Source organism: Streptomyces sp. NPDC046831 (assembly GCF_040645305.1).
Taxonomy (GTDB): domain Bacteria; phylum Actinomycetota; class Actinomycetes; order Streptomycetales; family Streptomycetaceae; genus Streptomyces.
Genome location: NZ_JBEYXZ010000001.1, coordinates 308,724 through 334,578 on the forward strand (window position 1 = coordinate 308,724; position 25,855 = coordinate 334,578).

The window sequence follows — 25,855 nt, forward strand, 5'->3', positions numbered from 1 at the left end:
GATCCCCGCAGAAGCCGAGCAATGAAGCCGTCCGGGGTCCGTCAAGTTCAATTCCGGCCCGCCCGCAGCCGGGGAGTTGACGGCATTCGTATACGGGAATCACCGGCGCCCGGCGTACGCGCGGGAATCACCGGCGCGGCAAACACGCGAGGGCGCCGCGACAGCCGTACGTGACGCCGCCACCGGCAACGGAGCGCAGAGGGCGGCTCTCAGTCGTGCACGCGCAGCACGAGCTTGCCGTGCACCTTCCCCTCGTCCAGGCGGCGGTGGGCCTCGGCCGCATCGCTCAGCGGCAGGACCTCGGTGGCGCGCGGGCGCAGCCGGCCCGCCGCCAGCAGCCCGTTGATGCCGCGGGCCGCGTCGGCGAGCTGGGCGGTGTCGGCGTGCGAGATGGCGAAGCCGTGCACGGAGCGGTCCATCAGGTACAGCGGCCCCACGGGCAGCACCGGACGGGTGCGCAGCCCTGCCAGCACCACGATCCGGCCCCGGCTCGCCAGCAGGTCCACCGCGGTGTCGAGGTCGTTGCGGCCGGAGGTGTCGACATGGACGTCCACGCCGTGCGGGGCGGCGGCCCGGATCTGCCCGGCGGCGTCGTCCGAGCGGTAGTCGACGACATGGTCGGCGCCCAGGGACCGTACGTACGGCTCGTCGCGGCCGGAGGCGACAGCGATCACCCGGGCGCCCGCCCGGACCGCCATCACGACGGCCGCGCTGCCCACGTTGCCGCCGGCGCCGAGCACGGCGACGGTCTCGCCGGCGCGCAGCCGTCCGTGCGTGAACAGCGCCAGGTGCGCGGTCGCGGCCGGGTGCGCCAGCGCCACCGCGTCGACCGGGTCCACGCCGTCGGGCAGGTGGTAGAGCCGGTCCGCGGGCACCACCGCCTGCTCGGCGGCGGCGCCCTGGCGGCCGTCGTGGCCCAGGCTGTTGCACCACACCCGGTCGCCGGGCCGGAAGCCGGTGGCGGCCGGGCCGGCCGCGGCCACCGTGCCGACCAGATCGCGGCCGATGACGAAGGGGAACTCGAGCGGGGTGCGCCAGGCCCCTGAACGGACGAAGGTGTCCACATGGTTGACGGCGCTCACCTCGACGTCGACCAGCACGTCGTGCGGGCCGGGCACGGGCGGTGGCAGCTCGCCGTGACGAATGAGGCCGGGGGAGCCGAGCTGGGTTATGTAAGCGGCACGCATGGTCGCCGAGTCTGGCACCGGCCCCGACGCCCGCGGCAGCCCCGGCGGCGATCACGGGCACGGTCCGTCAGGTCGGCCCGGCGGTGTGTCAACTCGGGCGCACGGGACGGCCATGGCGCCCCTACGATGTCCGCCGTGTCCCTCACCCTGACCGATGTGGTGCCCGACGACTGGCGCATGTCCGCGCACATACGGCCCCTGATGCGCACCCTGCGGCCCGCGCTCACCGAAGCTGACTTCGACCGGTTCGCGTCCGAGGCGCACGCGCAGGGCCTGGTGTTCACCGCCGCCCACGACAGCCACGGCCACTGCCTGGCGGTCGCCACGCACCGTGCCCTGGCCACCAGCCGTGGCCGGATCCTCTTCGTCGACGACCTCGTCACCGACCCCGACCGCCGCTCGGCCGGCATCGCAACGGCCCTGCTCACCCATCTGACCGAACGGGCCCGTGCCGCCGGCTGCCATCGCGTCGAACTCGACTCCGGCACCGCCAACCTCGCCGCCCACCGCTTCTACCACGCCCGCCGGATGAACATCTCCGCCCTGCACTTCACACGGGACATCACCGGCACATGACGCCCACCTGCCCCGCCCGGCCAGGAGGGCGGGCCCGCAGGCCCGAGCACACTCGACTGCGGCACCACCAACCCCGCCGCCACCGCTTCTGCCACGCCCGCGGGACGAACGCCCCGCCCGGCTGGGCCAGGAGGGGCAGCCCGCGCGGGCCCGAGCACGCAGGAGTCCTCGCCGGCACCATGGCGGCCGTCGGGACACCGCGGGCTCGCCCGGCCGTTCCGTCCCGGCCGTCCCCTCCCGGCCGTTCCGTCCTGGCCGTTCCGTCCCGGCCGTTCCGTCCTGGCCGTTCCGTCCCGGCCGTTCCGTCCTGGCCGTTCCGTCCCGGCCGTTCCGTCCTGGCCGTTCCGTCCCGGCCCTTCCGTCCTGGCCGTTCCGTCCCGGCCGTTCCGTCCCGGCCGTTCCGTCCCGGCCGTCCCCTCCCGGCCGTTCCGTCCCGCCGGGATCGGGTCGGTCCGTCCCGCGCCGGTCGCTGTGTCATCCCCGTACCCCGGTCGTCGCGCCCTGCCCGTCGGCCGGTGCCACCCCGCTGCGGACTCCCCCCCGTTCCTCCCGCCGGCCCATGCCTTGGTCCCCCCTTGGCCGAGCCTCGACCGTTTGCGCCGACCGTGTGGGCACGCCGCAGCGCCCGGCACCCGCGCCGCGGGCAGCCGTATGTGGCGCGAACGGCACGACAAGGAAGCGGAAACCACCTCCATGACCGACACCACCGTTGCCCCGGGCGAGCAGGACGCCCCGGCCGCCGGACGGCTCGCCGAGCTGACGGCCGCCCTGGCGCAGGACCTGGCCGACGGAGCCTGGAGTCCCGGCCCGCTGGAGCGCCGGCTCGCCCATCGCCTGCTCGTCGCGACGGCGGGGGACCAGGAACTGACCGCGGACCGTATCCGCGTCACGCTCTGGGAGGGCGCCGTCGCCCTGCACCACGTCGGCGATGGCCGGCTCGCGGCCCAGCTTGCGCACCTGTTCGCCGTAGCCGACGTCCCCGGTGCCACGGCGGCCAGGACCGAGGCCCGTGCCCTGCTGGAGCGGGTCGCGGGCGAGGAAGGAGAACACGACCGTGCCCGCAGCTGACCCCACCCCCGTCGACTTCTGGTTCGACCCCGTGTGCCCGTGGGCGTGGATGACCTCTCGCTGGCTGCTGGAGGTCGCCGAACACCGCGCCCTCGACATCCGCTGGCACGTCATGAGCCTGGCCGTGCTGAATGAGGGCCGTGACGACCTGCCCGAGCGCTACCGCCGGCTCCTGACCGAGGGCTGGGGACCGGTGCGGGTGGTGACCGCCGCGGCGCACAAGTACGGCGACGACGTCACGGGCCCCCTCTACACCGCGCTCGGCAACCGCATCCACCGGCAGGGCCTCGGCCCGAGCCGCGAGGCGATAGCCGGAGCACTTGAGGAGGCAGGCCTCGCACCGAACCTGATCGACTACGCCGACCAGGACACCTACGACCGCGAACTGCGGGCCTCCCACCGGGAGGGCATCGACCGGGTCGGCCAGGAGGTCGGCACCCCGGTGATCGCCCTGCCCGGCCCCGACGGTACCGCGACGGCCTTCTTCGGCCCGGTCATCACCCCCGCCCCGCACGGCAAGGCGGCACTGGACCTGTGGGACGGCCTGCTGCTGCTGGCCTCCAGCCCCGGCTTCCACGAGCTCAAACGCTCCCGCACCCAGGGCCCGGTCTTCGACTGACGCCCCCGGGCCCGCGTCGCCCCGACCCCGTACGGACGACGCGGGCGACCACGCGCCCCGGGGCCTTCCCACCACCGGGGCGCGGGCCTTCACCCGCCGCAGAATCACCGCCCCACGGCCACCCGGACAGCGGCCCAGCACACGACCACCGTCGGGCGCCCGTAGCACGGGCTCTCGTAACGCGACGGGCGCTGTACCGGCGGGCGTTGCTGCCGGGTGCTTGTGCCGTGGGCTTGGTGCCGCTGGGTTCCTGTATCACGGAACGTGTGCTGCCGGGCGCCTGTGCCACGGCCTCACACCGCCCGGCGCCCGCATCACGGCCTCAGCCGCCAACGCCCGCAGCACACCCCCACACACCGCCTCCGTCCGTGCACCACACCCCTCGTGCCCACCCGGCGCGCCCCCTCAGACCGCCACTGTCGCCACCTGCTCACGCCGAGCCCGGGACCGCGGCCCGGGAACACGCAGGGCGAGCAGGCCGAGGGTCGTGAAGAGCGCCGCCCAGCCCACCCAGCCGGCCCAGTCCCAGCCGACGGTGGTGCTGATCAGCGGCGGGCCGACGACCGTCGTCACGGCGAAACCCAGGTTGAGCGCGGCGAGATGGCTGGTCTTCTGGTCCTGAGGGATGTGCAGCAGCGCCGCCCCCGTCGTCCCCGCGGTGATCAGCAGCTCGCCCAGCGACAGCAGCACCGCCGCCCCCACCACGACCAGCAGGTCCAGCCGCCCCGCGCCCAGCGCCGTCAGCGGCACCACCAGCGCGCCGAGCCCCGCCAGCAGACCCCCGAGGCACATCAGTGCCCGCGCCCGCGCCAGCCGCTCCGAGCCCCTGCTCAGCCGTACCTGCAACACCACGACGATCACCGTGTTCAGCAGCTGGATCAGCGTCACGCTCCACGACGGGGCCTGGGTCTGCTGCACGATCCACAACGGCATCCCGATGCCCAGCAGCAACGCCGACAGCGTGAACGCCCCGTACAGCGCGGTGATGCCGAGGAAAGGCCGGTTGTGCAGGATCCTGGTCCGCCCGCCCGGCCCGGCCGGCGCGGCGACCGAGGCGGGGAAGCCGCGGCAGACCGCGGCGCAGCACAGGAACAGCACCGCCGACGCCACCAGCACCGCCCGGTACGCCCACGCCTCGCCGGCGGCGATCGCGGCGCCCGCGGGCAGCGCCCCGGCCGCCATGCCGGCGTTGCGCAGGGTCCGCAGCCGGGCCAGTGCGCCCACGGCCTGCGCGTCACGGACCCGGCTGATCAGCCCGGACTCGATCAGCGGGCCGACGCCGCGGCTGAGCAGCCCGGCCGCCGCCGCCGCGCCCAGCGCCTGCCCGAAGGAGGAGACCGCCGACAGGGCGAGGAAGGCCGCGCAGCGGATCGCGAACAGAGCGCCCAGCACGGCGCGCACGCCGAGCCGTTCCGCCGTCCGGGCGATGGGCATGGCGCCCAGCAGGGACGCCACGCCCGAGATGCCCAGCACGATGCCGATCTGCTGGTTCGTCAGGCCGGCCGCCCTGTTGAGGAACAGCACCGACAGCGACAGATACATGCCCAGGCCCAGAGCGTCGCACAGCCCCACCGCGTAGTACCTGCGCACCGGCGCCGGCGCCTCCTTGCACGTGCCGGGATCAGTCACGGTCCGCCCCGGTCGTCGCGTCGAAACCCGGCACCAGCCGGATGTCCAGGGCCCGCTCCACCTGCCGGGTGACGGCGCGGGCCGTGGCCCGGTCGGGGGCGCCCACCATGAAGCTGGCCAGGTGCAAGGTGCGCTGCCTGCTGACCTGCTGGCCGGGCGTGAAGCGGGGGGAGACGTAGACGAGTTCGGGGAAGGCGCGCAGCACCTCCTCGACCGGCGCCTGCGCGGCCACCCGCCAGTTGCCCGCCGGGATGGGCAGGAACCGCAGCAGGGCGACCCGGGTGAACTCCGGCGGCCCGGACGGCTGCAGGCCGAGTGCGCTACGGCCGATCTCGGCGGCGTAGTCGTAGTCGGCGGCCACCTTGAACATGGTGGGCAGCGGGCCGCCGGCACGCGCGTTGACCTCGATGACACGCGGTCCGTCGGCGGTCAGCGCGATCTCGGTGTGCACGGCACCCGAGACCAGCCCGATCGCCCGGATCGCCCGCTCGGCGACGTCGGCGACGGCAGCCTGGGTCGCCTCGTCCAGCCGGCTGGGCAGGACGACGCCCTCCTCGGCGTAGCCGTGCTCCAGCGGCAGCCGGTCGGAGACCGCCAGGTGGTGGGCGGTGCCGTCGGCCAGCAGCGACTCCACGCTGCAGTAGGCCGCGTATCCGCTGTCGCCGTCCGTCTCCAGTGCCATCCGCTGCTCCAGCAGATACGCATCGTCGGACTGCAGGAAGGCGGTCTTCTCGGCGCGCGCGGCGGTGAAGGCGTGGATCAGCTCGGCGTACGTGGACACCAGCCGCACGCTCTGGCTGCCCGCGCCCAGGGAGGGCTTGAACACGCCGGGGAGCCCGACGCGCGCGGCGGCGGCCGCCAGATCCCGCCCGTTGGTGATCACCTCGAACTCCGGTGAGGGCACGCCGTGCTCGGCGAAGACCAGGCGCTGGCGTGCCTTGGACTGGGCGACGGCCACCGCCTCGGGAGGGTTGCCGGGCAGGCCCAGCCGGGAGGCGATCTCGGCCTGCGGGCGCAGCAGCAGTTCGGAATAGGTCACCACGCCGTGCAGGGGCAGCCGGCCGTGCAGGGCGGCGGCGGCCTCGACCGCCGCGTCCAGGTCGGCGGCGTCGACGAACTCACCGCGCAGACCGCGCCGTTCCCAGTCGGCGCGGACCTGCTCGCAGGAGCGCCAGGCGGTCACGTACACGACGCTGACGGTGCCGGTCAGGGTGGACAGCGAGTCCAGGGCCTCGTCAGGGGCGTGGCCGCCGATCCCGGCGAGGAGCAGAAGGTGGGGGGAGCCCATGATGGTGAGGCCTTTCAGCTGAGGACGGGGAAGGACGCGCGGGACGCGCCAAAGGACAGGAGTTCGCCGACCAGCACGTCGAGCCGCCGGTCGAGGAAGTCGAGAGGTTCTCCGGGGGACAGGTCGGCCCTGGTGGTGGCGACATGGGTGGGCGCGGCCCAGCCGCTGAGCGCCCTGACGACGGTGCGCAGCTGGTCGCAGGCGGTGCCGGCGCCGCGCGGCCCGCCGCCCGCGGCGATCAGGCCGACCGGCCGTCCGGCCAGCGCGTCGCCGGTGAGGTGGTCCAGCGCGTTCTTCAGCAGCGCGCTGTAGGAGCCGTGGTAGACGGGCGTGGCGAGCACGGCGCCGTCGGCGCGGGCGACCCGGGCGCGCAACAGCGCGGTCTGGCTGCCCGGCGGCGGATCGTCGTAGTGCTCAAGCGCGTGCGGCTGAGGGAACTCCACGGCCAGGTCGATCAGTTCGAAGCCGACGCCGGCCCGGTCGATGCGCTCGCCCGCCCGCAGCAGGATCTCGCGGGTCACCGAGTCCTTGGCGGCGCTGCCGAGGATGCCGAGGATCACCGCCGTCACCCCTCGCCGGCCGGGCCGGTCACGACGCGTATCTCCTGCTCGGCCCGGGCCAGCAGCCGCGACAGCTCGCGGTGCGAGTCGTGGACGAAGACATGGGTGCTCACCCCGGTGCCGGAGAACGTCGACGCGGGCACGGTGTCGCCGACGCGCCCTGGCACGGACCGGAAGTGGGCCTGCGGCGCCACCGTGGAGTCGTCGTACTCCAGCAGCCGTCCGCCGCCGCTGTAGTGCACGGTCCAGCCGGCGTACGCGGCGACGGGCTCGCGGCGCCCGGCGAGGGGGTCCTCGCCCGCGTCGGCGAGGATCTTGGCGTGGCGCAGGTCGACGCCGGTGGTGGCGCGGAACGCCTCGGTGATGCCGGCGCCGCCGGGCCGCGCGGCCACCTCGCAGAACGTCAGGCGCTCCCCTGTGACGAACGCCTCCAGATGCAGCACGCCCGAGCCCACCCGCCAGGCGTCCACGACCTGCGCCAGCAGCCGTCCGGCGGCAGCGCGCACCGCCGGGTCGGCCACGGTCGCCGACGACAGCGGCCGGCCGCTCCTGAGGGCCAGGGTGTCGCGTTCGTAGAGCGAGACGTCCCACACCGGCTCGCCGTCGTGCACGACCGCGTCGATGTGGCACATCGGGGCGTCGACGAACTCTTCGCACAGCTGCGTGCCCGGCACGAACTCCTCGCGCAGCCAGATCCGCAGAGCCGGCCAGGACGAGACGACCGTCACGCCCTGGGAGCCGGAGGCGGCCCTCGGTTTGAGGACGATCTTCCCGTGGCGGTCGAACATCTCCGTCACGTCCTCGGGGGTCTGCGCGAGCAGTCCGTCGGCGCAGCGGATGCCGTGGCGGCGGGCGATGCGCTTCATGACGGCCTTGTCCACGAAGCGGCGCACCTCCTCGGGTCCCTCGCCCGGCACGCCCAGCAACCGCCGCAGCCGTGCGGCGGGTTCGAGCAGCCGCTCCGACATGGCGGCCACCCGGTGCACCGGATGCGCCGCGTGCACGGCGCGGGCCAGATGCTCCAGCGCGAAGTCGTCACCCAGGTCGGCGCGCACGGTCAGCTCGGCGGGCCCGGATCCGGCCGCCGACGTCATCACGCTCAGCCGGAAGCGGTCCGCGCCCAGCACCGGCGAGGAGCCGTCCGCCACGGTCCAGGTGGCGGGCCCGAGCCGGTCAAGCAGCAGGACGTGGGTGCGGTCCAGGGAGGCGGTGCGCAGGACGAGGGAGTCCTCCAGCCGTGCGGCGGCCCGCCTCGCCTCCTCCCGGCCGGCTGCGACCACGGTGTGCCGCAGCCATACGGCGGGCCCTGGTCCTTCGTGGACGTCGCCGGCGCCGGTGAGCACCTGCGCCCTGAACAGACCGGGCCGGGCGCTCAGTTCCCCGGCGGTGGTGGCCTGAACCACCCGGAAGCGGCCGCCGGGCGCCGGCACCTCGCGCTGCACGGCGACCGTGCCACGGCTCGTGCCGCGCGGGCCGCGGCCGAGGGCGGCCTCGGCGACGGCGCAGACCAGGCTGCGGGTGTGCACCGCGTCGTACAGGTCGATGGTCGCCGCATCCAGACCGGGCAGCAGGACAAGCTCGCCCAGGTCCGGTGCGTCGGCGGGGAAGGCGCAGCGCAGCACGCCCTGCACGCCTGCCTCACGCACCGCGCGCACGGCCCGTTCGGCGAGCAGGCCGCTCTGCGGCGCGCTCAGGCCCGACGGGCACAGCCGGGCGTCCGGTTCCTCGTCGATGACGGCGAGGGCGTGAGCGGTGCCGCGGTGCGCGGCCACCACCACGGTGTGGCCGTGCGGCCGGTCACCGGCCACGGCGGCCGGTGCGCCGTCGCGCAACTGCCGTGCCACGGGGGAGGAGGAGAAGGTCAGTGCGGCGCGCACCGCCTCGGCCGCGTGGACAAGGCGGGCGGCGGCCCGGATGCCCGGTCCGGACCGGGCGCTGTGCCAGTGCCCGCGGAAGTACCGCCGCCACAGCTCCCGCGCCTCGTCCTCGCCGTCCGGCCCCCCGGTCCACAACACGCTCAGCCGTGCGGTGACGGCTCCCACGGCGGTCAGGATTTGCTCGGCCGGGTCGTCGGCGCCGAGCAGCACCAGCAGGTGGTCGCCGCCGGGGGCCCTGTCCGGGGCGGGCTCCGCCACCGTCCGCGGCTTCGGCCCCGACTGCGGCTGCGCTTCCAGCTCCAGCGACGTCAGGATGCGCCCGGCGGCATCGGCGGCCGCGCGTGCGGCCTCCTCGCCGGTGCGGCCGCGGGCCAGCACATGGCCGAACCGGTCGTGGTTCGTGCGCAGCGCCCGGACCCGGTCGCCCGGCTCGACCGTGAGGTACGTCTCGACCACCTCGGGCGTGAGCGCGTCCACGGGCTTCACACCCCGCACCACCGCGTCCACGGGGCTGTACAGCTGGTGCAGGGCGACGACCGTCTCCGGTGGCGCGGCCTCCTGCACCGGGGTCCCGACGGCCAGCGCCACCAGGTCGCGGATGAGCGAACGCCCCAGCGCCAGCGACATCTGACGGGCCACCACATGCCCGGCGACGCGGGCGTTGATCTCGATCAGCTCGGGCCCGGTCGGCGTGAGCAGCAGTTCGGCGTGGACCGCCGAGGCACGGATGCCCAGGGCGCGTACGGCGTCCAGGACGAAGGCGCGGGCAGCCGCCTCCTGCTCGATGCAGGCGGGGAAGTGGCCGCCGAGCTCGGCGGCCTGGCCGGGCGGCGCGGGCCGTCGCTCGGCGAACCCGAGCAGCACCACACGCTCGCCCTGCACCAGCAGTTCCGCGCTGACGTGCCGGCCCACCGCGTAGCTCTCGACCAGCGCCCGCGGCGGCGCACCGTCGCGGCCCGCCGGCACCCCGAGCACCTCGGCCAGGGCGCGGGCAGCCTCCGCCCGGGTCCAGGCGATGGTCACCCCCACCGACCAGCCGCCCGCGGTGGGCTTCACGACGACGGGCGGCCCGATCTCGTCCACCGCCGCCAGCCCCTCGGCCTCGGTGCCGGCCACCCGCCAGGCGAGCGAGCCGACGCCGTGCTCGGTGAGACGGGCGCGTACCGCGGCCTTGTCGCCGAGGATCCGGGCCGTCGCCGGCGATTCGTGCGGCACCCCCAGGTCCCGGGCGAGTTCGGCGACCGCGAACGGATACACCTCGTCGCGGCCGATCACACCGTCGACCGGAGCGGGACCGAGCCTGCCGCGCAGCCGGTCGGCCAGGCCCCCGCGGGCCAGGGACGGCACCTCGATGATGCGCGCGGCCCGCGAGGAGAGGTCGAATCCCGGCTTTCCCCGATAGGCGTCCAGGTTCCCGGTGACAAAACTCACCTCGATTCCCGAGTCCGCCATCTCCGCGACCATGTCGAATCCGCGGACCGACGTCGTCTCCACCAGAACTATGTGCACGCCGCTCAGCTCCCTGGCCCCCGGTCCTGACGTTCCGCGCCAGCGTCCGCCCGGCCCGCCCAACCCCTCAAGGAAGCCCGGAGGAATGGGTCAAGTGGTCCCCTCGCCCCCCGTTGACGCGGCGCCGGGCCTGCTGTCAACACTGCGGGCCGGAATACCGGAAGTTGCCAGATTGCGTGTCATCCGCTCGCCACTCGTCAAGCCACCCGCCTAATTTCGGCGATCGGCGCACCCGGGAAATCAGGAATTCGACAGACCGGGAGACCGAGAAGTCCCAGTAACCGATCCATCCGAGAAAAAAGGACGAGACGGCGTGCGAACCATTGACCTTCCGGCCTACGGATCAGGCCACTCCGCTCCCCTCACCCACGTGGGATTCAGGCCCGACGGACAGCGCCTGGCCACCAGTTCGTACGACGGCACGGTGATCGTCTGGGACACCGGCGACCCGTCCCGCCCCGCCCCGCTGGCCCGGCTGCGCCACCGCCGCCTGGTCAACGCCTCCGCCTGGAACCCGGCCGACCCCGAGGTACTGGCCACCGCGTCGGCCGACAAGACCGTGGCGATCTGGCGGGTGGGCGAACAGGGCCGCACCACCCTGCACACCGTCCTCGCCCGGCACACCGACGACATCAACTCGGTGGCCTGGCTGCCCGACGGCGAGCGGCTCATCTGCGTCTCCGAGGACGGGCGCGCCACCCTGTGGTCGGCCGTCGACGGCACGTTCCTCGCCGAGGTCGGCTCGCACGAGGCGCACTGCATGATGGTGTCGGTCAGCGCACAGGGCCTGGTCGCCACCGTCGGCGAGGACGGCCTGGTCGCGGTCAGCGACCCCGACAGCCCCGCCGAGCCCCGCACCCGCCGCTACGACTCCTCCATCGAGGGCTGCGCCTGGTCCCACTCCGGCCGGCTGCTCGCCGTCGCCCGCGACGACGGCTCCGTCGACCTGCTCACCGCCGACCTCCAAGTGGTGCGCACCGTCCCTGTGTCCACCTCCGCGGCCCGCGCGGTCGCCTGGGCCGAGGACGACTCCTGCTTCGTCGTCGGCGCCTACGACGGCGCCCTGCACTACTTCGACGTCGTCGGCGCCCGCCTGCACCGCGTCGAGGACCGCCGGGTGTGGCCGCGCTCGGTGGCCGTCGCCCACGGCGTCGTCGCCGCCGGCAGCTTCTGGAACGGCCCCCACCTGTACGACCTGCACACCGGCCGCGAGATCACCGCCCCCGACGCCGCCACCCACGGCCCCAACGCGCTGGCCCAGCACGGCGACGAACTGCTCATCGGCACCGACTCCGGCCTCGTCGTCGCCGTGACGACCGACGCCTGGGGCAGCGAGACGGTCCGCACCACCCCCTTCACCGACGGCCCGATCCTGTCCCTGGCCACCGACGGCGACACCGTCTACGCCGGCACCTACTCCGGGCACGTCCTGCGCCACGACGGCACCACACTCACCACCAGTACCGGCCTCGGCGCCCCCGTGCCCTCCCTCACCGTCCACGAGGGCACCCTCGTCGCCGGCACCTACAACGGGGAGTTCCTCCTCCTCGCCCCCGGCACCCTCGAGGTCGTGGAGCGGATCGAGGCACACGACGGCTCCGTGAAGTCCCTCACCGCCGTGGAGCAGGGCTTCCTGTCCGCCGCCACCGACCGCACCGTCGAAGCGGGCGGGCCGCACGGCCGCAGCAAGCTGTGGGAGCACGGCAACCTCGTCAACGCCGTCGCCGCACTCGGCACCCAGGCCGCCGCCAGCGCCTCCCGCGACCACACCGTCAAGGCCGGCCGGCTCACCCGCCTGCCCGACGGCACCTGGCGCGCCGAGCGGGTGCAGACCCTCCTCGGCCCCGACGAGTCGGTCAAGTGCGTGGCCCTCCTCGGCGACGCCGAACGGCCCGTCCTCCTGGCCGGCTCCTACGACTTCGGCCTGTACGCCTGGCAGGTCGACTGGGACGACTCGGCCAACACCCTCGCCTCCGGCCGGGTCCTGGCCGAATTCGCCCAGGGCCTGTCCTGCATGCACCGCCTCACCGACGGCACCGTCGCCGTCGCCGGCTGGGACGGACGTGTCCTCGTCGTCGGCCTCGACCTCGCCGGCCGGCCCGAGGTGCGCCACTCGCTGCACCTGGACGAGCTGCTCACCGCCCCCACGGCGACCCGCCCGGCCGCCGCCCGCACAAGGGAAAACAGGGCAGCATGAACCCCCTCACCACACTGCCGCACGTCGCCTCGATCCGCGCCCGCGTGCCCATCGCCCTCCACCGCGCGCAGGGCCGCGCCGCCGAACTCGTCACCTTCCACGGCCTGCCCGACGCCCAGGAGCACATCGCCTGCGTCCTGCCCCACACGCCCGGCACCGTGCCCCTGGTGCGGCTGCACAGCGAATGCTTGACCGGCGACGTGTTCGGCTCCGCCCGCTGCGACTGCGGACCCCAGCTCGACGAGGCGCTCACCGCCCTGGCCGACGAGGGCGGCGTCCTGCTCTACCTGCGCCAGGAGGGCCGCGGCATCGGCCTCTACAACAAGCTCGACACCTACGTCCTGCAGGACCAGGACATCGACACCTTCCACGCCAACCGCATCATCGGCCGCGGCGAGGACGAGCGCGACTACCGGGCCGCCGCCGCGATGCTGCGCGCCCTGGGCCTGACCCGCATCCGGCTGCTCACCAACAACCCCGACAAGGTGGCCCAGCTGCGCGCCCTCGGCATCAGCGTCGACGCCGTCCTGCCCACCGCCGTCCACCTGACCGAGGACAACGCCCGCTACCTGTCGGCCAAGGCCAGGAGCGGCCACACCCTGGCGCTGCTGAAGGAGGCGAGCGCATGAACCTCGACGACATCGCCCGGTCCCCGCACTTCAAGGAGCAGGCGGACCTCGCCGACCCGGCCCGTGTCCACTCCTCGCCGCACCCCCGGCCCTCCGCCGACCGGCTGCGCCTGGCCGCCGCCGTCGAGGACCCGTCGCTGCCGCTGACCGAACGGCTCGCCGCCGGCGGCATGCTGGCCCTGCTCGGCGACCCGCGCATCACCCCCGCCCCGGCCGTCTGCTTCGTACCCGGCGCCACCGTCCCCATCGGCCTGCCCGCCGAGGAGACCGGCTACGTCACCCGGGCCTGGGCCGACAAGGGCGTGGAGGAGTCCTGGATCGCCAAGGAGACCCCCGAACACGCCGTCCGGATCGCCGACTTCTACATCGCCCGCTACCCGGTGACCAACGGCGAATGGCGCGACTTCCTCGCCGACACCGGCCTGGAGGACCGCCCCACCACCTGGTACCTGGGCGCCTACCCCTGGGACCGCTCCAACCACCCCGTCGCCGGCGTCCGCGCCGAGCACGCCGACCACTACGCCCGCTGGCTCAGTGAGCGCACCGGCCACCCGTGGCGGCTGCCCACCGAGGCCGAGTGGGAGTACGCGGCCAAAGGCCCCGAAGGGCGCCCCTACCCGTGGGAGGGAGGCTTCGACCCGGACGCCGCCAACACCCGCGAGTCCGGCGTGCACACCACCACCCCCGTCGGCGCGTTCCCGGCCGGCCAGGCCCCGTTCGGCGCGCACGACATGGGCGGCAACGTCGAGGAGTTCACCGCCGACGACTACGCCCCCTACCCCGGCGGGGAACACATCGCCGACCACCTGGCCCAGTCGATGGGCACCTACCGCGTCGCCCGCGGCGGCAGCTTCGCCCGCTTCGGCGACCTCACCCGCACCCGCCGCCGCCACGGCGCCTTCCCCGGCCCGCTCTACCCCGTCGGGTTCCGTCTCGCCACCAGCGAGCGCCCCTCATGACCGCGCCGGTGATGACGGCGCCCCCCGCCGTCCGGCCCGCCGGCATCGAGCGGGCGCTCGCCGCCCGCCGCCCCGGCCGCGCCGACATCGAGGCACCCTTCGCCCCGCTGGAGCGGCGCGCCCTGCGCCTGCTGCCCCGCCTGGCCGCGCTGAAGCCCGCGGTCGGCGCCACCCCGCTGGTCCCCGTAGCCAGCCGGGCCGGCCGCGGCACCGTATGGCTGAAGGCGGAGGCCGCCAACCTGACCGGCACCGTCAAGGCCCGCACCGCCTACGCCCTGCTGTGCGCGGCCGTGGCCCGCGCGGGCACCCCCGACGTCCGGCTCGTGGAGTATTCCGGCGGCTCCCTCGCCCTCGCCCTCGCCGAGATGTGCGCCGCACTCGGCCTCGACCTGCACCTGGCCGTGCCGCACGGCTCGCCCGACCGCCTCGTCGGCGCCCTGCGCCGGCACGGCGCACACGTCACCCACGGGCCCGAAGGCACCGGATTCCTCGGCGCGATGGACGAGGCCGTACGCATCTGCGAACGCGAGGGACGCCATCTGCTGCTGCAGCACTGCGCCCCCGAGGCGGTCGCCGTGCACCGCGAACGCACCGGCGCCGAGATCACCGCCCGCCTCACCCAGGAGGGGATACGCCCCGTCGCGCTCGCGGCGGCGGTCGGCTCCGCCGGCACCCTCGTCGGCACCGCCCAGGCCCTGCGCAACCGCTGGCCGCGCTGCACGCCCATCGCCGTCTTCCCCGCGGAAGCCCCCTACGGCGACCACCGCGCCCCCGGCGGCGCCCGCCGCATGAACGGCACCGGCGGCCTCGGCCACGGCCTCAGGCAGCCCCTGCTGGCCCCGTACGAGGACGACTTCACCTTCACCGAGATCGACTACACACATGCGCTCCAGGCGATGCGCCGGCTGCAGCGCATCCAGCAGGTCGCCGTCTCCAGCAGCGCCGCCGGCGCCTGGCTGGCCGCCTCCCGCATCGTCGACCGGGGCCCGCGCGGCCGCCACGCGGTGGCTGTCGCCGCGGGCCGGGGAACAGCCGAGGAGTGGGCCGATGCCGCCGACCACTGACACACCCGCCGACTACGCCGCCTACCGGCGGACCGTCGCCGACTCCTTCGGCCACTGGTACGGCCAGAAACGCGACTCGTGGACCGGCGCCGCCACCAACGACCAGGTGACCCGGTTCGCCTGTGCCCAGGCCCCGGCCGCCACCGGCCCCGGCCGCCGCCGGATCCTCGACGTGGGCTGCGGCCGCGGCCACCAGAGCGCCGAGCTCGCCGAGCGGCTCGACGCCGACACCACCGGCCTGGACCTGCTGGACGTGTGGGACGCCCCGCCGCCGCCCCGCGGCCGGGCCCGCTTCCGCCAGGGCGACTTCCTGGACTACGCCCGTACCGGCATCGACCTCGTGGTGGACAACGGCTGCCTGCACCACCAGCGGCGCGCCGACTGGCCCGCCTGGGCCGCCCACGGCGCCCGCCTGCTGCGGCCCGGCGGAGTCCTCGTCGTCAGCGTCTTCCTCAGCCCTCACGGCGAGATCGCCGCATTCCCCCTCGACGACGGCCGCCTGAACTGGTGGCTGACCGAACAGTCCGTCACCGACCTGTACACCGACGCCGGCCTCACCCCCGCGAACCGCCTGGTGATCGACCGGAACTTCCAGTACCAGGGCCACTGGCTCGAATACCTGGTGCTCTCCTTCCGCACGACCGACGGATGACCGCCCCGTCATCCGTGAAGGGACGACAACATGCTCAAGGAAATCGACCTGGAACGGCCCGGCGGCCGTGAGCACCTGCGCGACGCACTGCGCGACGGGTTCTTCCTCGTCCGCAACACCGTTCCCGAAAGCCTCCTGGACGAGGCGTACGCCTTCCTGCACGCCTTCTTCGCCCTGGACGGCGACAGCAAGAACACCTGCCGTGTCGCGGGCAGCAACGGCCAGTCCGGCTACACCCCACCCCTGGTGGAACACGCCGAGCAGGGCGCCGTGCCGGACTGGAAGGAACTCTTCCACTGGGGAGCGCCACTGCCCGCCCAGCACCCGCTGCGCGTCCGCTACCCCGCCCGCTACCCCGAGCCGTACTTCCCCGACCACATGGTGCCCGGCATCGGATCCGCGCTGCGCGAACTGCACACCCGCATGGTGCGCTTCCAGCACGACGTCGTCCGCACCCTCGCCGACGCACTCGGCGCCCACCCCGACTATTTCACCGACATGCTGGAGGACGGCCCCGTCGTCAACCGGGCCACCTGGTACCCGCCGATGGAGCAGGCCCCCTCGGACCGGCACGTATGGGCGGTGGAACACCAGGACTTCGATCTGATCACCGCCCTGCCCCGGGCGACCGCGTCCGGCCTGGAGGTCCTCGTCGAGGGGGAGTGGCTGGCCGTCGACGCACCGCCCGGCTACGCCGTCGTCAACGTCGGCATGGTCCTCGACCGGCTCACCAACGGCCTCGCCCGCGCCGCCGTACACCGCGTCGTGGCCCGGCCCGACCAGCGGGAAGGACGCCTGTCCATCGTCCAGTTCTGCCACCCCGCACCCTGGACCGCCCTCACCCCCCTGCGCGTCCCGGGCGCCGAAACAGGCCCGCAGCGCTTCGCGACCCTCACCGCGGACGAACTGTTCCAGCGCACGATGTACCGCATCAACCGCCTGGACACCCCGCCCGTCCCCACCCCGGCCCGATGACCCCCGCACCACCCACCACCGGCGCCGAATCGGCCGCCCGCGCCAGGGGCACCACCCCCCGCCCCGACCCCCGTCCCGGCATGGCCAGGCGCGTCCGCCTTGGCGTGACGAGGCCCCCCGCCACCGGCGGAGCTCTCCCGCTGTCACGGCTGATCCGCGAGGATCTCCAGGCCGTCCTCGACCGCGACCCGTCCTGCTCCGGCCGCCTGGAGGCGCTGCTGCACGCCGGCTGGCAGGGACTGGCCCTGCACCGGCTGGCCCACCGCCGCTACCTGCGCGGCCACCGGCTGCGGGCCGCCGCCCTCACCCGTCTGGCCCGGCTGCTGACCGGCATGGAGATCCACGCCGGTGCCAGCATCGGCCGACGCGCCTTCATCGACCACGGATTCGGCGTCGTCATCGGCGAAACCGCGGTCATCGGCGACGACGTGACGCTCTATCACAACGTCACCCTCGGCTCCCGCGGCCGGCTGCGCGACAGCGGCGGCGGCCGGCGCCGCCACCCCGTCGTGGGTGACCACGTCCTGATCGGCACGGGTGCCTCCGTCCTGGGCCCGGTCACCGTCGGCGACGGATGCCGTATCGCCGCCCACTCCCTGGTCCTGCACGACCTGCCCGCGGCCGGCACGACCACCCGGCCCCCCCGCGGCCACCCGCCGACCCCCCGGTGGCCCGCCGTCCCACCCCAAGCCCGCACGACGGGGACGGAGATGACGAATTCCGCCCCGATCCCGCCGGACCCCCACCGTCCTCACGGATGCTGCACCTGTCCCCGCACACCCGCACACCCCCGTCCCGCCCACGGACACAACGGAGAGTGATCCACGTGCTCAGCAGACGCTCCCTCATACGGGCCTCGGCAGGCGCCACCGCGGCAGCCGCCCTCACCGCCACCACCAGCGGCCTCGTCCTCGCCGCCGGCACCGCGGTGTACTGGAGCACCCTGCGGGACAAGCTCACCGGCCGCCTCGTCCTGCCCGCCGACGCCGGCTACGACACCGCCCGGCAACTCCAGCTCGCCCAGTTCGACGCCGTCCACCCTCAGGCCGTCGCCTACTGCGCCACCGACAGCGACGTCGCCACCTGCATCCGCTTCGCCCAGGACAACGGCCTGGCCACCGCCGTCCGCAGCGGCGGCCACAGCGCCGCCGGCTACTCCACGAGCCCCGGCCTCGTCATCGACGTCTCCCGCCTGAGCGCCGTCCGCGTCGACGGCTCCACCGTCCACCTCGGCCCCGGCAGCCAGGGCGTCGACGTCGTCAACACCCTTTCCGCGTACGGCATCCAGGTCGCCGGCGGCACCTGCCCCACCGTCGCCATGGGCGGCTGGCTCCAGGGCGGCGGCCTCGGCCACGCCTCCCGCAAGTACGGCATGGGCGCCGACCGCCTCGTCTCCGCCCGCGTCGTCCTCGCCGACGGCAGCACGGTACGCGCCTCGGCCACCGAACACCCCGACCTGTTCTGGGCCCTGCGCGGAGGCGGCGGCGGCAACTTCGGCATCGTCACCGACTACGAGGTACGGCCCGTGCGGATCCCGGTCCTGACCCTCTTCAACCTCAACTTCCGCTACACCGACGCCCTCCAGGTGATCCTCGCCTGGCAGGACTGGATGGCATCGGCACCCCGCGAACTCGCCGGCGAACTGCTGTTCCTGCACTCCACCGACGCCCCCGCCGGCGCCGAGCCCACCGTCGTCCTCACCGGCGGCTACCACGGCACCAAGACCGACTGCGACCGCCTGCTGGACCGCCTCACCACCGCGATCGGCCACCCCGGCACCAGCCGCACCAGCAGCGAACTCCCCTACCCCCAGGCGATGATGCAGGTGTACGGCTGCGGCGACAAAACCGTCGCCGAATGCCACCGCATCGGCTTCACACCCGAGGCCCAGCTCTCCCGCGACAGCCACATCACCCAGCGCAACCAGTACTTCGCCACGCCCTGGACCCCGGCCGCCGCCCAGCAGGCCCTGGACGCCCTCACCGCCGACCCCAGCCCCGGCCAGTTCCGTTTCCTCGGCCTGTTCCCCTACGGCGGCCGCATCAACGAGATCTCCCCCACCGCCACCGCGTTCGTCCACCGCGACTCGGTGCTCAACGCCGGCTTCGCCGTCACCCTGCCCACCGCCGACCCCGCCCAGAGCGACCGCGACCGTGCCCAGGCCTGGGTGAACAAGGCCCACAGCACCATGGACGCCCACTCCAACCACGAGTCGTACCAGAACTACATGGACCCGGCCCTCACCACCTGGCGTCAGGCCTACTACGGCAAGAACTACGCCCGTCTGCAGACCGTCAAGCGGACCTACGACCCCACCCGCTTCTTCCGCTTCGCCCAGGCCATCGACTGAACCCACCCCGCCAGGCGGCCCCAGGCACGGCCCCGCCCCGACCGAAGGACTCACAGTGACCCACACCGGCGACGCCGTACGCGACGTCATCATCATCGGCTCCGGCCCCGCCGGCTACACCGCCGCCCTCTACACCGCCCGCGCCCAGCTGACCCCCCTCGTCTTCGCCGGCGCCCTCCTCGTCGGCGGCGCCCTCACCACCACCACCGAGGTGGAGAACTTCCCCGGCTTCCCCGAAGGGGTCCAGGGCCCCGACCTGATGGACCGCATGCGTGAACAGGCCGAACGCTTCGGCGCCGAGATCGTCGACGACGACGTCACCGCGGTCGACCTCACCGGCGACATCAAGACCGTCACCGACACCACCGGCACCGAACACCGCGCCCGCACCGTGATCGTCGCCACCGGCTCCCAGCACCGCAGACTGAACCTGCCCCGCGAGGACGACTTCTCCGGCCGCGGCGTCTCCTCCTGCGCCACCTGCGACGGCTTCTTCTTCAAGGACCGCGACATCGCCGTCGTCGGCGGCGGCGACACCGCGATGGAGGAGGCCACCTTCCTCACCCGCTTCGCGAAGTCCGTGACGATCGTCCACCGCCGCGACACCCTGCGCGCCTCCAGGATCATGCAGGAACGCGCCCTCAACGACGCGAACATCACCTTCGCCTGGAACAGCGAGGTCACCGAACTCCACGGCGAGGACCGCCTCACCTCCCTGACCCTGCGCGACACCCTCACCGGCGACCACCGCACCCTGCCGGTCACCGGCCTGTTCGTCGCCATCGGCCACGACCCCCGCACCGACCTCTTCAAGGGCCTGCTCGAACTCGACGATGCCGGCTACGTCAGGGTGGACGCCCCCTCCACCCGCACCAGCCTCCCCGGCGTCTTCGCCGCCGGCGACGTGGTCGACCACACCTACCGCCAGGCCATCACCGCCGCCGGCACCGGCTGCACCGCCGCCCTGGACGCCGAGCGCCACCTGGCGGCCATCCGCTGACCGTTGACCTTCACCTTGCTGTCGACTTCAGGAAGTGCGTGGTCTCGCTCGCTTGGCGTGCAGCCGTCGAAGGCTTGGAGTGCGGCCCTTCCAGCGCATGGTCCAGCGTGTGCGTCCGGTGCCGGTCGGGTCCAGGCTCATGACGGCCGGGCTGGTGGGTGAGGGGTAGCTCGCCACTGGGCAGGTGAGGTCGGCGGCGGACGTGCTGGGGGTGCGGGAGCGTGCGGTGTGACGGTGGCTGGCGGCCGCCGAGCGGGACGAGGCTGCGGCCCCGGGCACCGGGGGAGCGGGTCGCGTATTCCGGGCGGTTCACGGTTACTGATGAGTCCGGGCTCTGCTGTGTCGGCCTGGATGCCTCAGCGGGGGGACGATGACCGGCCCGTGGACGGGCCGCCGGGCGCCCTGCGGCCGCTGACGGCGCGACCTGGATACGACCGTGAAGCCGCATACCGAGCCGGAGCCGGCCGCTGCCCACGCGCAGGTGGGGACGCCGCCGCTGGCCGGGCCGTCGGGCAGGCCGGTCTCGATCTCGCGGAGGTGCCGCTGCCAGGCCGGCGCCCGCTCCCGTTCGGGCAGCGTCTCCAGCAGCCCCCACTGCGGCGCGGCGGCGGCCGCGGGGGAGCCCACCACGGCGAAGGCGGGATCGGCGAACAGCAGCGAGGCCGGCATCGACGTCGTCTGCCCCTGCTGCCCGAGCAGCGTCACCGACGCACCGGCCACCGCCGCTGCCTGCCAGGTGCGGCCCTGGAACCTCACGTATGCCCCCAGCTTCACCTGCCGGCCACCCGCAGCAGCGGGGCCGGACACCAGGCCGGGGCGGCCGGGAGCGCTCACCACTGCTCCGCCTCCGCTCGCGCGTCCCCCACCGGCACGCCTCCGGTGCCGGCTGCCTGGCGTCCCTCCACGAACGCATCCGGCACGCCCAGGTCTTCCGCGAAGGACCGGGCCGCCGCCTGCGCTTCAGTTTCTGCGCGCACCCCGGCTGCGCTGGAGCCGTTGCCCGGCTCGCCCGGCTGGTCTCCTCGCCGGCCGGTGCGGGCGGCGAGGACCTGCGCGGTGCGGTGGTGTGACAGGTTGACCGGATCCCGTCTCCTACAGCTTGCGGCCCAGCGCTGCCGCGTGCTGCTGCATCACCGGGGCAACCCGGTCGCGCAGTTCGTCGACGGTGACGCGGGAGCTTGAGGCGCTGACCGAGATGGCGCCGACCAGCTGGCCGGCCGGATCGTGGACCGGTACGGCGATGGAGAGCAGCCCGAGTTCGAGCTCCTCGGAGTTGATCGCCATGCCTGCGGCGCGGACAGCCCGGACGCGGTCTTCGACTTCGGCGGCCGTGGTGGGGGTCCCTGGGGTGCGTACGGGAAACGGAGCGGCGGCGAGGTAGTCGGTCAACTCAGCTGCGTCCAGGGCGCCGAGCAGAACCTGTCCGGTGGAGGAGGCGTAAAGGGGGAGCCGGGCGCCGACACGTATGCCGTTGTCGATGAGTCGGGTGCCTTCGCTGCGCGCGATGAACAGTGATTCGTTGTCGTAGCGCACGGCCAATGAGGCGGACTCGTCGGTTGCGTCGCGGATGGCGGCGAGGTGCGGCTGGGCGAGTTGGGGAAGCGCGGCGGACTCGCCGTAGGTGGCGCCGATGCGCAGTACGCGGGGGGTGGGCGCGAAGAACTTCCCGTCGAAGGTGACGTAGCCGAGCTCGGTGAGCGTGTTCAGGCAGCGGCGTGCCGTTGCCCGGCTCAGGCCGGTGGCGCGGGACGCATCGCTGATGGTGAGCCGGGGAGTGCTGTCCCCGAATGCCTCGAGGATCGCGAGCCCCTTGGCAAGTCCTGCCATTCCTTCGACGGCCATGCGGCCTCCCCCTTGACAGATGTCACTGCTGGCAAATCTACTGGCGCTCTGTTCGGATAGCGAGCAAACGTTCGCATAGCGAACGAGAGTTGTCAAGCACTGGAGGTGCACGCATGAGCGCACGGAACACGGGGGCGGCTGCTCCGGCCCCGACCGGGATCTCGGAGCGCCCCTGGCCCGAGTCCCTGACCCAGGTGCCGTACTGGGTCTTCCAGGACGAGGACGTCTACCGGGCCGAGCAGGAGCGAATCTTCCACGGCCCGATGTGGAACTACCTCTGCCTCGAGGCCGAGCTGGCCGAACCGGGCGACTTCTGCGCCACCTTCATCGGCGAGCAGCCAGTGCTCGTGACCCGCGACCACGACGGCCAGATCTACGCCTTCGAAAACCGGTGCGCCCACCGCGGCTCGCTGATCGCCATGGAGCACTACGGCCACACCAAGGACTTCACCTGCGTCTACCACGCCTGGACGTACAACCTCCAGGGTGACCTCACCGGTGTCGCCTTCGAGGAGGGCATCAACGGCAAGGGCGGCATGTCGCCGGAGTTCTGCAAGGCCGCCCACAGCCCCCGGCGGCTGCGGCTGGCCACTGTGCACGGCTTGGTCTTCGGCAGCCTGGACAACGACGTACCGGAGATCGAGGAGTACCTCGGCCAGGACATCCTCGACCGGATCGAGCGGGTCCTCGGCGGCCGCAAGCCGGTCGTGCTGGGCCGGTTCACCCAGAGCCTGCCGAACAACTGGAAGCTGTACATGGAGAATGTCAAGGACTCCTACCACGCCAGCATCCTGCACCTGTTCTTCACCACCTTCGGGCTCAACAAGCTGAACCAGAAGGGCGGCATCATCGTCTCGGAGAACGGTGGCCACCACGTGAGCTGGTCGGCCATCAACCCGGAGGCGGAGGCCGCGGCGCACTACAAGGACCAGAAGATCCGCTCCGACTCCGAGTACCGACTCGAAGACCCGTCGCTGGTCGACAGCTTCAGCGAAGTCGGGGACGACATCACGCTGCAGATCCTCTCGGTCTCGCCCGGCTTCGTACTCCAGCAGATCCAGAACTCCGTCGCCGTACGCCAGGTGCTGCCGACCGGGGTCGACTCCACCGACCTCCACTGGACCTACCTCGGCTTCGAGGACGACACCGAGGAGCAGCAGCTGATCCGACTCAAGCAGTCCAACCTGGTCGGTCCGGCCGGCTATGTCTCCATGGAGGACGGCGCCATCGGCGGCTTCGTGCAGCGGGGCATCACCGGGGCGAGCAAGGAGTTCGCGACCGTCCAGATGGGCGGTGACCAGGCGGCCTCCAGCGAGAGCCGGGTCACCGAGGCTTCGATCCGCGGCTTTTGGAAGGTCTACCGCGAAGCCATGGGTTTCGCCGTCGGCGCGGACAAGGGAGCACAGGCCTGATGGATGCGCACACCCTGATCAGCCGGGCCCAGGGGCACTACGTCCGCGCCATCGACGACGGCCCGATCGAGGACTGGCCGGAGTTCTTCACCGACGACGCCTTCTACAAGGTCACCACGGCGGACAACCACCGGCGCGGGCTGCCGGCCGGGATCGTCTGGGCGAACAACAAGGCGATGCTCAAGGACCGGGTCTCGGCGCTGAAGGAGGCCAACATCTACGAGCCGCACGCCTACCGGCACATGCTCGGCCAGCCTGCGGTGCTTCAGGAGAGCGAGACCGGCGCGACCAGCGAGACCTCGTTCCTGGTCATCCGCATCACCGGGAACGGGCCGACCGATGTGTTCGCCAGCGGCCGCTACCTCGACGAGCACGTCTTCGAGGACGGCAGAGCCCTGATCAAGAAGCGGATCGTGGTCTGCGACAGCTCCCGCATCGACACACTGCTGGTACTGCCGCTGTGACCGGGATACCCAGACTGCTGCTCACCACCGGCGATCCGAACGGGATCGGGCCGGAGATCGCGCTCGCGGCGGTCGCCGAGCTCGACGACCAGGCGCCGGTCGTGGTGGGCGACCGTCACGTACTCCAACCGTACGCTGAACGCGCGGGGCTCGCGCTGCGCGCGGCGCAGCCGGGTGCGGCCGCCGAGCGCGGCGTGTGCGACCTGGTCGATGTCGGCGCCCTGCCCCCCGGCGACCTGGCGGTCGGTCAGGTCACCGCGCCTGCGGGCGCCGCCACCATCGCGTACACCGCCGCAGCGGTACGGCTGGCGATGGACGGCAGTTACGCCGGTGTGGTCGCCTGCCCGCACTCGGAGACGGCCGTCCACCGGGCCGGGATCGCCTTCGCCGGCTACCCCCCGCTGATCGCGGAGCTCACCGGCACCCCGCTTGAGAAGGTCTTCCTGATGCTGGTCGGCGGCGGTCTGCGCATCGCGCACGTCACACTGCACGAGCGGCTGGCCGACTCGCTGGCCCGGCTCACCCCCGAAATGGTCACCAACGCCGGGCTGGCGCTGCACCGGGCGCTGCGGGCAACTGGCATCGCCGATCCCCGGATCGCCGTCTTCGGGCTCAATCCGCACGCCGGTGAAAACGGCCTGTTCGGCGACGACGACAAGCTGGTCACCGAGCCTGCGGTGGCTGCTCTCCGCGAACTCGGCGTCCCCGCCGAGGGCCCCGTCGGGGCCGACATCCTGCTCGGCGGCGCCCGCCACCACGACGCCTACCTGGCGATGTACCACGACCAGGGGCACATCCCGGTCAAGGTCCTGGCCGGACGTACCGCGGCCGCAGTCACCATCGGTGCCGGTGCGCCGTTCGCCAGCGTGGGCCATGGCCCCGCCTTCGACATCGCCGGGCAGGGCAATGCCGACCCGGGCGCCGTGCTCGCAGCTCTCCGGCTGCTCGCTCCCAACTGTTCAGGAAGGCTGAGATGACCTTCACCATCAGTGTCCGCGGCTCTGACATCGCCTTCGGCTGCGAGCCGGGGCAGAACGTCCTGGACGCCGCCGAGGCGGCCGGTTGGGCGATTCCGTACTCCTGTCGCAAGGGCGTGTGCGACACCTGCCTCGGCTCGGTGACCGCAGGCCCGCTGGACATACCGGGCAGTGGTTCCCTCTGCGGCCCAGCCGAGGTCCGGCTCTGCCGGGCACAGCCAACCGGCGACATCGAGATCGCGCCGCGCCGGATCGCGGCACGGACCCCGCCGGTGCGCAAGCGGCTGACCACAACGGTGTACCGGCGCCGCCAGGTCGCCCCCGGCGTCACCGTTCTCGACCTGCGCTACCCCATCGGCCGGCGAACGCCCTTCCAGGCCGGCCAGTTCCTCAATGTCATCCTCGACGACGGCGATACCCGGTCGTACTCGCTGGCCAATGCACCCCAGCACAACGACCTCGCCCAACTGCACGTCCGGCACGAACCAAACGGCGCGTTCTCAGCCCGGATCCTGCAGCAGCTTCAATTCCACGACACCGTGGACATCGAGGCGCCCTTCGGCGAGTTCTTCGTCGAGGACGGCGACGGACCCCTCCTCCTGCTCGCCACCGGCACCGGATTCGCGCCCATGCGGTCGATCATCCTCGACCACATCGCCCGGCGCCTGACCCGCCCGATCCACCTGTACTGGGGCGCCCGCACCCTCGAGGATCTCTACGCCCGCACCACCCTCCAAGCCTGGACCCGGCGCCACCCATGGTTCCGGTTCACCCCCGTGCTCTCCCAGCCGCACACCGGCTGGGAAGGCGCCGCCGGCTGGGTACAAGCAGCCGCGATCGCGGACCATCCCGACCTCAGCAGCCACCACATCTACGCCTGTGGCAGCGAAGCAATGACCCGAACCGCCGCCCAGGAGCTGGCGCGCGAGCGTCATGTGACTTCCGACCGGTTCCACTCCGATGCGTTCGTCCCGGCCGTGGGAGCCCTCGCCAGAGTCGAGTAACCCTTCTCCATGTGGAG

24 protein-coding genes are annotated in these 25,855 nt (G+C 73.2%); 17 read left to right on the plus strand and 7 right to left on the minus strand.

Annotation, left to right across the window (positions count from 1 at the left end; all coding sequences use genetic code 11):
- Positions 1-209 precede the first annotated feature (209 nt).
- Entirely contained in the window at positions 210-1,187 is a 978-nt protein-coding gene (locus ABZ920_RS01235; protein ID WP_361497229.1) for an NADPH:quinone reductase, read from the minus strand.
- Positions 1,188-1,313: 126 nt separating this feature from the next.
- On the opposite strand from ABZ920_RS01235, the gene ABZ920_RS01240 reads away from it, so the two are divergent.
- The 3 genes from ABZ920_RS01240 to ABZ920_RS01250 all read left to right on the plus strand — a co-directional run bounded on the left by ABZ920_RS01240 (position 1,314) and on the right by ABZ920_RS01250 (position 3,450).
- Positions 1,314-1,763, plus strand: coding sequence for a GNAT family N-acetyltransferase (locus ABZ920_RS01240; protein WP_361497232.1), 450 nt, complete (start codon positions 1,314-1,316; stop codon positions 1,761-1,763).
- A gap of 693 nt (positions 1,764-2,456) precedes the next feature.
- Positions 2,457-2,831 (plus strand): hypothetical protein, encoded by a 375-nt coding sequence (locus ABZ920_RS01245; protein ID WP_361497235.1) that lies wholly within the window; start codon positions 2,457-2,459, stop codon positions 2,829-2,831.
- Complete coding sequence (locus ABZ920_RS01250; RefSeq protein WP_361497238.1) at positions 2,818-3,450, plus strand: disulfide bond formation protein DsbA; 633 nt, start codon at positions 2,818-2,820, stop codon at positions 3,448-3,450. Before ABZ920_RS01245 ends, ABZ920_RS01250 begins: the two co-directional genes overlap by 14 nt.
- 405 nt (positions 3,451-3,855) lie before the next feature.
- On the opposite strand, the gene ABZ920_RS01255 is transcribed toward ABZ920_RS01250, so the two are convergent.
- Genes ABZ920_RS01255 through ABZ920_RS01270 form a run of 4 tightly spaced genes read right to left on the minus strand, consistent with a single transcriptional unit; the run spans position 3,856 to position 10,313 of the window.
- Positions 3,856-5,040, minus strand: a complete 1,185-nt coding sequence (locus tag ABZ920_RS01255; RefSeq protein ID WP_361497241.1) for an MFS transporter — start codon at positions 5,038-5,040, stop codon at positions 3,856-3,858.
- A gap of 31 nt (positions 5,041-5,071) precedes the next feature.
- Positions 5,072-6,367 (minus strand): ATP-grasp domain-containing protein, encoded by a 1,296-nt coding sequence (locus ABZ920_RS01260; RefSeq protein WP_361497244.1) that lies wholly within the window; start codon positions 6,365-6,367, stop codon positions 5,072-5,074.
- Between the two features lie 14 nt (positions 6,368-6,381).
- Complete coding sequence (locus ABZ920_RS01265) at positions 6,382-6,927, minus strand: NADPH-dependent FMN reductase (RefSeq protein WP_361497247.1); 546 nt, start codon at positions 6,925-6,927, stop codon at positions 6,382-6,384.
- Positions 6,928-6,932: 5 nt separating this feature from the next.
- Positions 6,933-10,313, minus strand: coding sequence for an ATP-grasp domain-containing protein (locus tag ABZ920_RS01270; protein WP_361497250.1), 3,381 nt, complete (start codon positions 10,311-10,313; stop codon positions 6,933-6,935).
- Between the two features lie 313 nt (positions 10,314-10,626).
- On the opposite strand from ABZ920_RS01270, the gene ABZ920_RS01275 reads away from it, so the two are divergent.
- The 9 genes from ABZ920_RS01275 to trxB all read left to right on the plus strand — a co-directional run bounded on the left by ABZ920_RS01275 (position 10,627) and on the right by trxB (position 20,139).
- The gene (locus ABZ920_RS01275) at positions 10,627-12,510 is read left to right on the plus strand and encodes a WD40 repeat domain-containing protein (RefSeq protein ID WP_361497252.1); all 1,884 of its coding nucleotides are present in this window, start codon (positions 10,627-10,629) and stop codon (positions 12,508-12,510) included.
- Positions 12,507-13,139, plus strand: a complete 633-nt coding sequence (ribA, locus tag ABZ920_RS01280; RefSeq protein ID WP_361497255.1) for a GTP cyclohydrolase II RibA — start codon at positions 12,507-12,509, stop codon at positions 13,137-13,139. The genes ABZ920_RS01275 and ribA overlap by 4 nt, the downstream gene beginning before the upstream one ends.
- Positions 13,136-14,098 (plus strand): SUMF1/EgtB/PvdO family nonheme iron enzyme, encoded by a 963-nt coding sequence (locus tag ABZ920_RS01285; protein ID WP_361497258.1) that lies wholly within the window; start codon positions 13,136-13,138, stop codon positions 14,096-14,098. The genes ribA and ABZ920_RS01285 overlap by 4 nt, the downstream gene beginning before the upstream one ends.
- Complete coding sequence (locus ABZ920_RS01290; protein ID WP_361497261.1) at positions 14,095-15,162, plus strand: pyridoxal-phosphate dependent enzyme; 1,068 nt, start codon at positions 14,095-14,097, stop codon at positions 15,160-15,162. The genes ABZ920_RS01285 and ABZ920_RS01290 overlap by 4 nt, the downstream gene beginning before the upstream one ends.
- The gene (locus tag ABZ920_RS01295) at positions 15,146-15,814 is read left to right on the plus strand and encodes a class I SAM-dependent methyltransferase (RefSeq protein WP_361497264.1); all 669 of its coding nucleotides are present in this window, start codon (positions 15,146-15,148) and stop codon (positions 15,812-15,814) included. The genes ABZ920_RS01290 and ABZ920_RS01295 overlap by 17 nt, the downstream gene beginning before the upstream one ends.
- Before the next feature lie 30 nt (positions 15,815-15,844).
- Positions 15,845-16,789 carry a 2-oxoglutarate and iron-dependent oxygenase domain-containing protein gene (locus ABZ920_RS01300; protein WP_361497267.1) on the plus strand — a complete coding sequence of 315 codons (945 nt, stop codon included), beginning with the start codon at positions 15,845-15,847 and terminating at the stop codon, positions 16,787-16,789.
- 104 nt (positions 16,790-16,893) lie between these two features.
- A complete protein-coding gene (gene epsC, locus ABZ920_RS01305) occupies positions 16,894-17,610 on the plus strand; it encodes a serine O-acetyltransferase EpsC (protein WP_361497270.1) in 717 nt (238 codons plus the stop codon).
- A 5-nt stretch (positions 17,611-17,615) separates the two neighbouring features.
- Entirely contained in the window at positions 17,616-19,139 is a 1,524-nt protein-coding gene (locus ABZ920_RS01310; protein WP_361497273.1) for an FAD-binding oxidoreductase, read from the plus strand.
- A 55-nt stretch (positions 19,140-19,194) separates the two neighbouring features.
- A complete protein-coding gene (gene trxB, locus ABZ920_RS01315) occupies positions 19,195-20,139 on the plus strand; it encodes a thioredoxin-disulfide reductase (RefSeq protein WP_361497276.1) in 945 nt (314 codons plus the stop codon).
- Between the two features lie 315 nt (positions 20,140-20,454).
- Here the strand turns inward: trxB and ABZ920_RS01320 are convergent, their stop codons facing one another.
- Positions 20,455-20,895: a hypothetical protein gene (locus ABZ920_RS01320; protein ID WP_361497279.1), complete on the minus strand. Its 441-nt coding sequence runs from the start codon at positions 20,893-20,895 to the stop codon at positions 20,455-20,457.
- 2 nt (positions 20,896-20,897) lie between these two features.
- Here ABZ920_RS01320 and ABZ920_RS01325 point away from each other — a divergent pair, with 2 nt between their 5' ends.
- Positions 20,898-21,209, plus strand: a complete 312-nt coding sequence (locus ABZ920_RS01325) for a hypothetical protein (RefSeq protein WP_361497282.1) — start codon at positions 20,898-20,900, stop codon at positions 21,207-21,209.
- A gap of 22 nt (positions 21,210-21,231) precedes the next feature.
- Here the strand turns inward: ABZ920_RS01325 and ABZ920_RS01330 are convergent, their stop codons facing one another.
- The gene (locus ABZ920_RS01330; protein WP_361497284.1) at positions 21,232-21,981 is read right to left on the minus strand and encodes an IclR family transcriptional regulator C-terminal domain-containing protein; all 750 of its coding nucleotides are present in this window, start codon (positions 21,979-21,981) and stop codon (positions 21,232-21,234) included.
- A gap of 113 nt (positions 21,982-22,094) precedes the next feature.
- Here ABZ920_RS01330 and ABZ920_RS01335 point away from each other — a divergent pair, with 113 nt between their 5' ends.
- From ABZ920_RS01335 to ABZ920_RS01350, 4 genes are read left to right on the plus strand one after another with little or no spacing between them, the layout of a single operon-like run.
- Positions 22,095-23,393, plus strand: a complete 1,299-nt coding sequence (locus ABZ920_RS01335; RefSeq protein ID WP_361497287.1) for an aromatic ring-hydroxylating dioxygenase subunit alpha — start codon at positions 22,095-22,097, stop codon at positions 23,391-23,393.
- Positions 23,393-23,857, plus strand: coding sequence for an aromatic-ring-hydroxylating dioxygenase subunit beta (locus ABZ920_RS01340; RefSeq protein ID WP_361497290.1), 465 nt, complete (start codon positions 23,393-23,395; stop codon positions 23,855-23,857). Before ABZ920_RS01335 ends, ABZ920_RS01340 begins: the two co-directional genes overlap by 1 nt.
- The gene (locus ABZ920_RS01345) at positions 23,854-24,834 is read left to right on the plus strand and encodes a 4-hydroxythreonine-4-phosphate dehydrogenase PdxA (RefSeq protein WP_361497293.1); all 981 of its coding nucleotides are present in this window, start codon (positions 23,854-23,856) and stop codon (positions 24,832-24,834) included. The genes ABZ920_RS01340 and ABZ920_RS01345 overlap by 4 nt, the downstream gene beginning before the upstream one ends.
- Entirely contained in the window at positions 24,831-25,838 is a 1,008-nt protein-coding gene (locus tag ABZ920_RS01350) for a 2Fe-2S iron-sulfur cluster-binding protein (protein WP_361497296.1), read from the plus strand. Before ABZ920_RS01345 ends, ABZ920_RS01350 begins: the two co-directional genes overlap by 4 nt.
- The last annotated feature ends 17 nt before the right edge of the window (positions 25,839-25,855 follow it).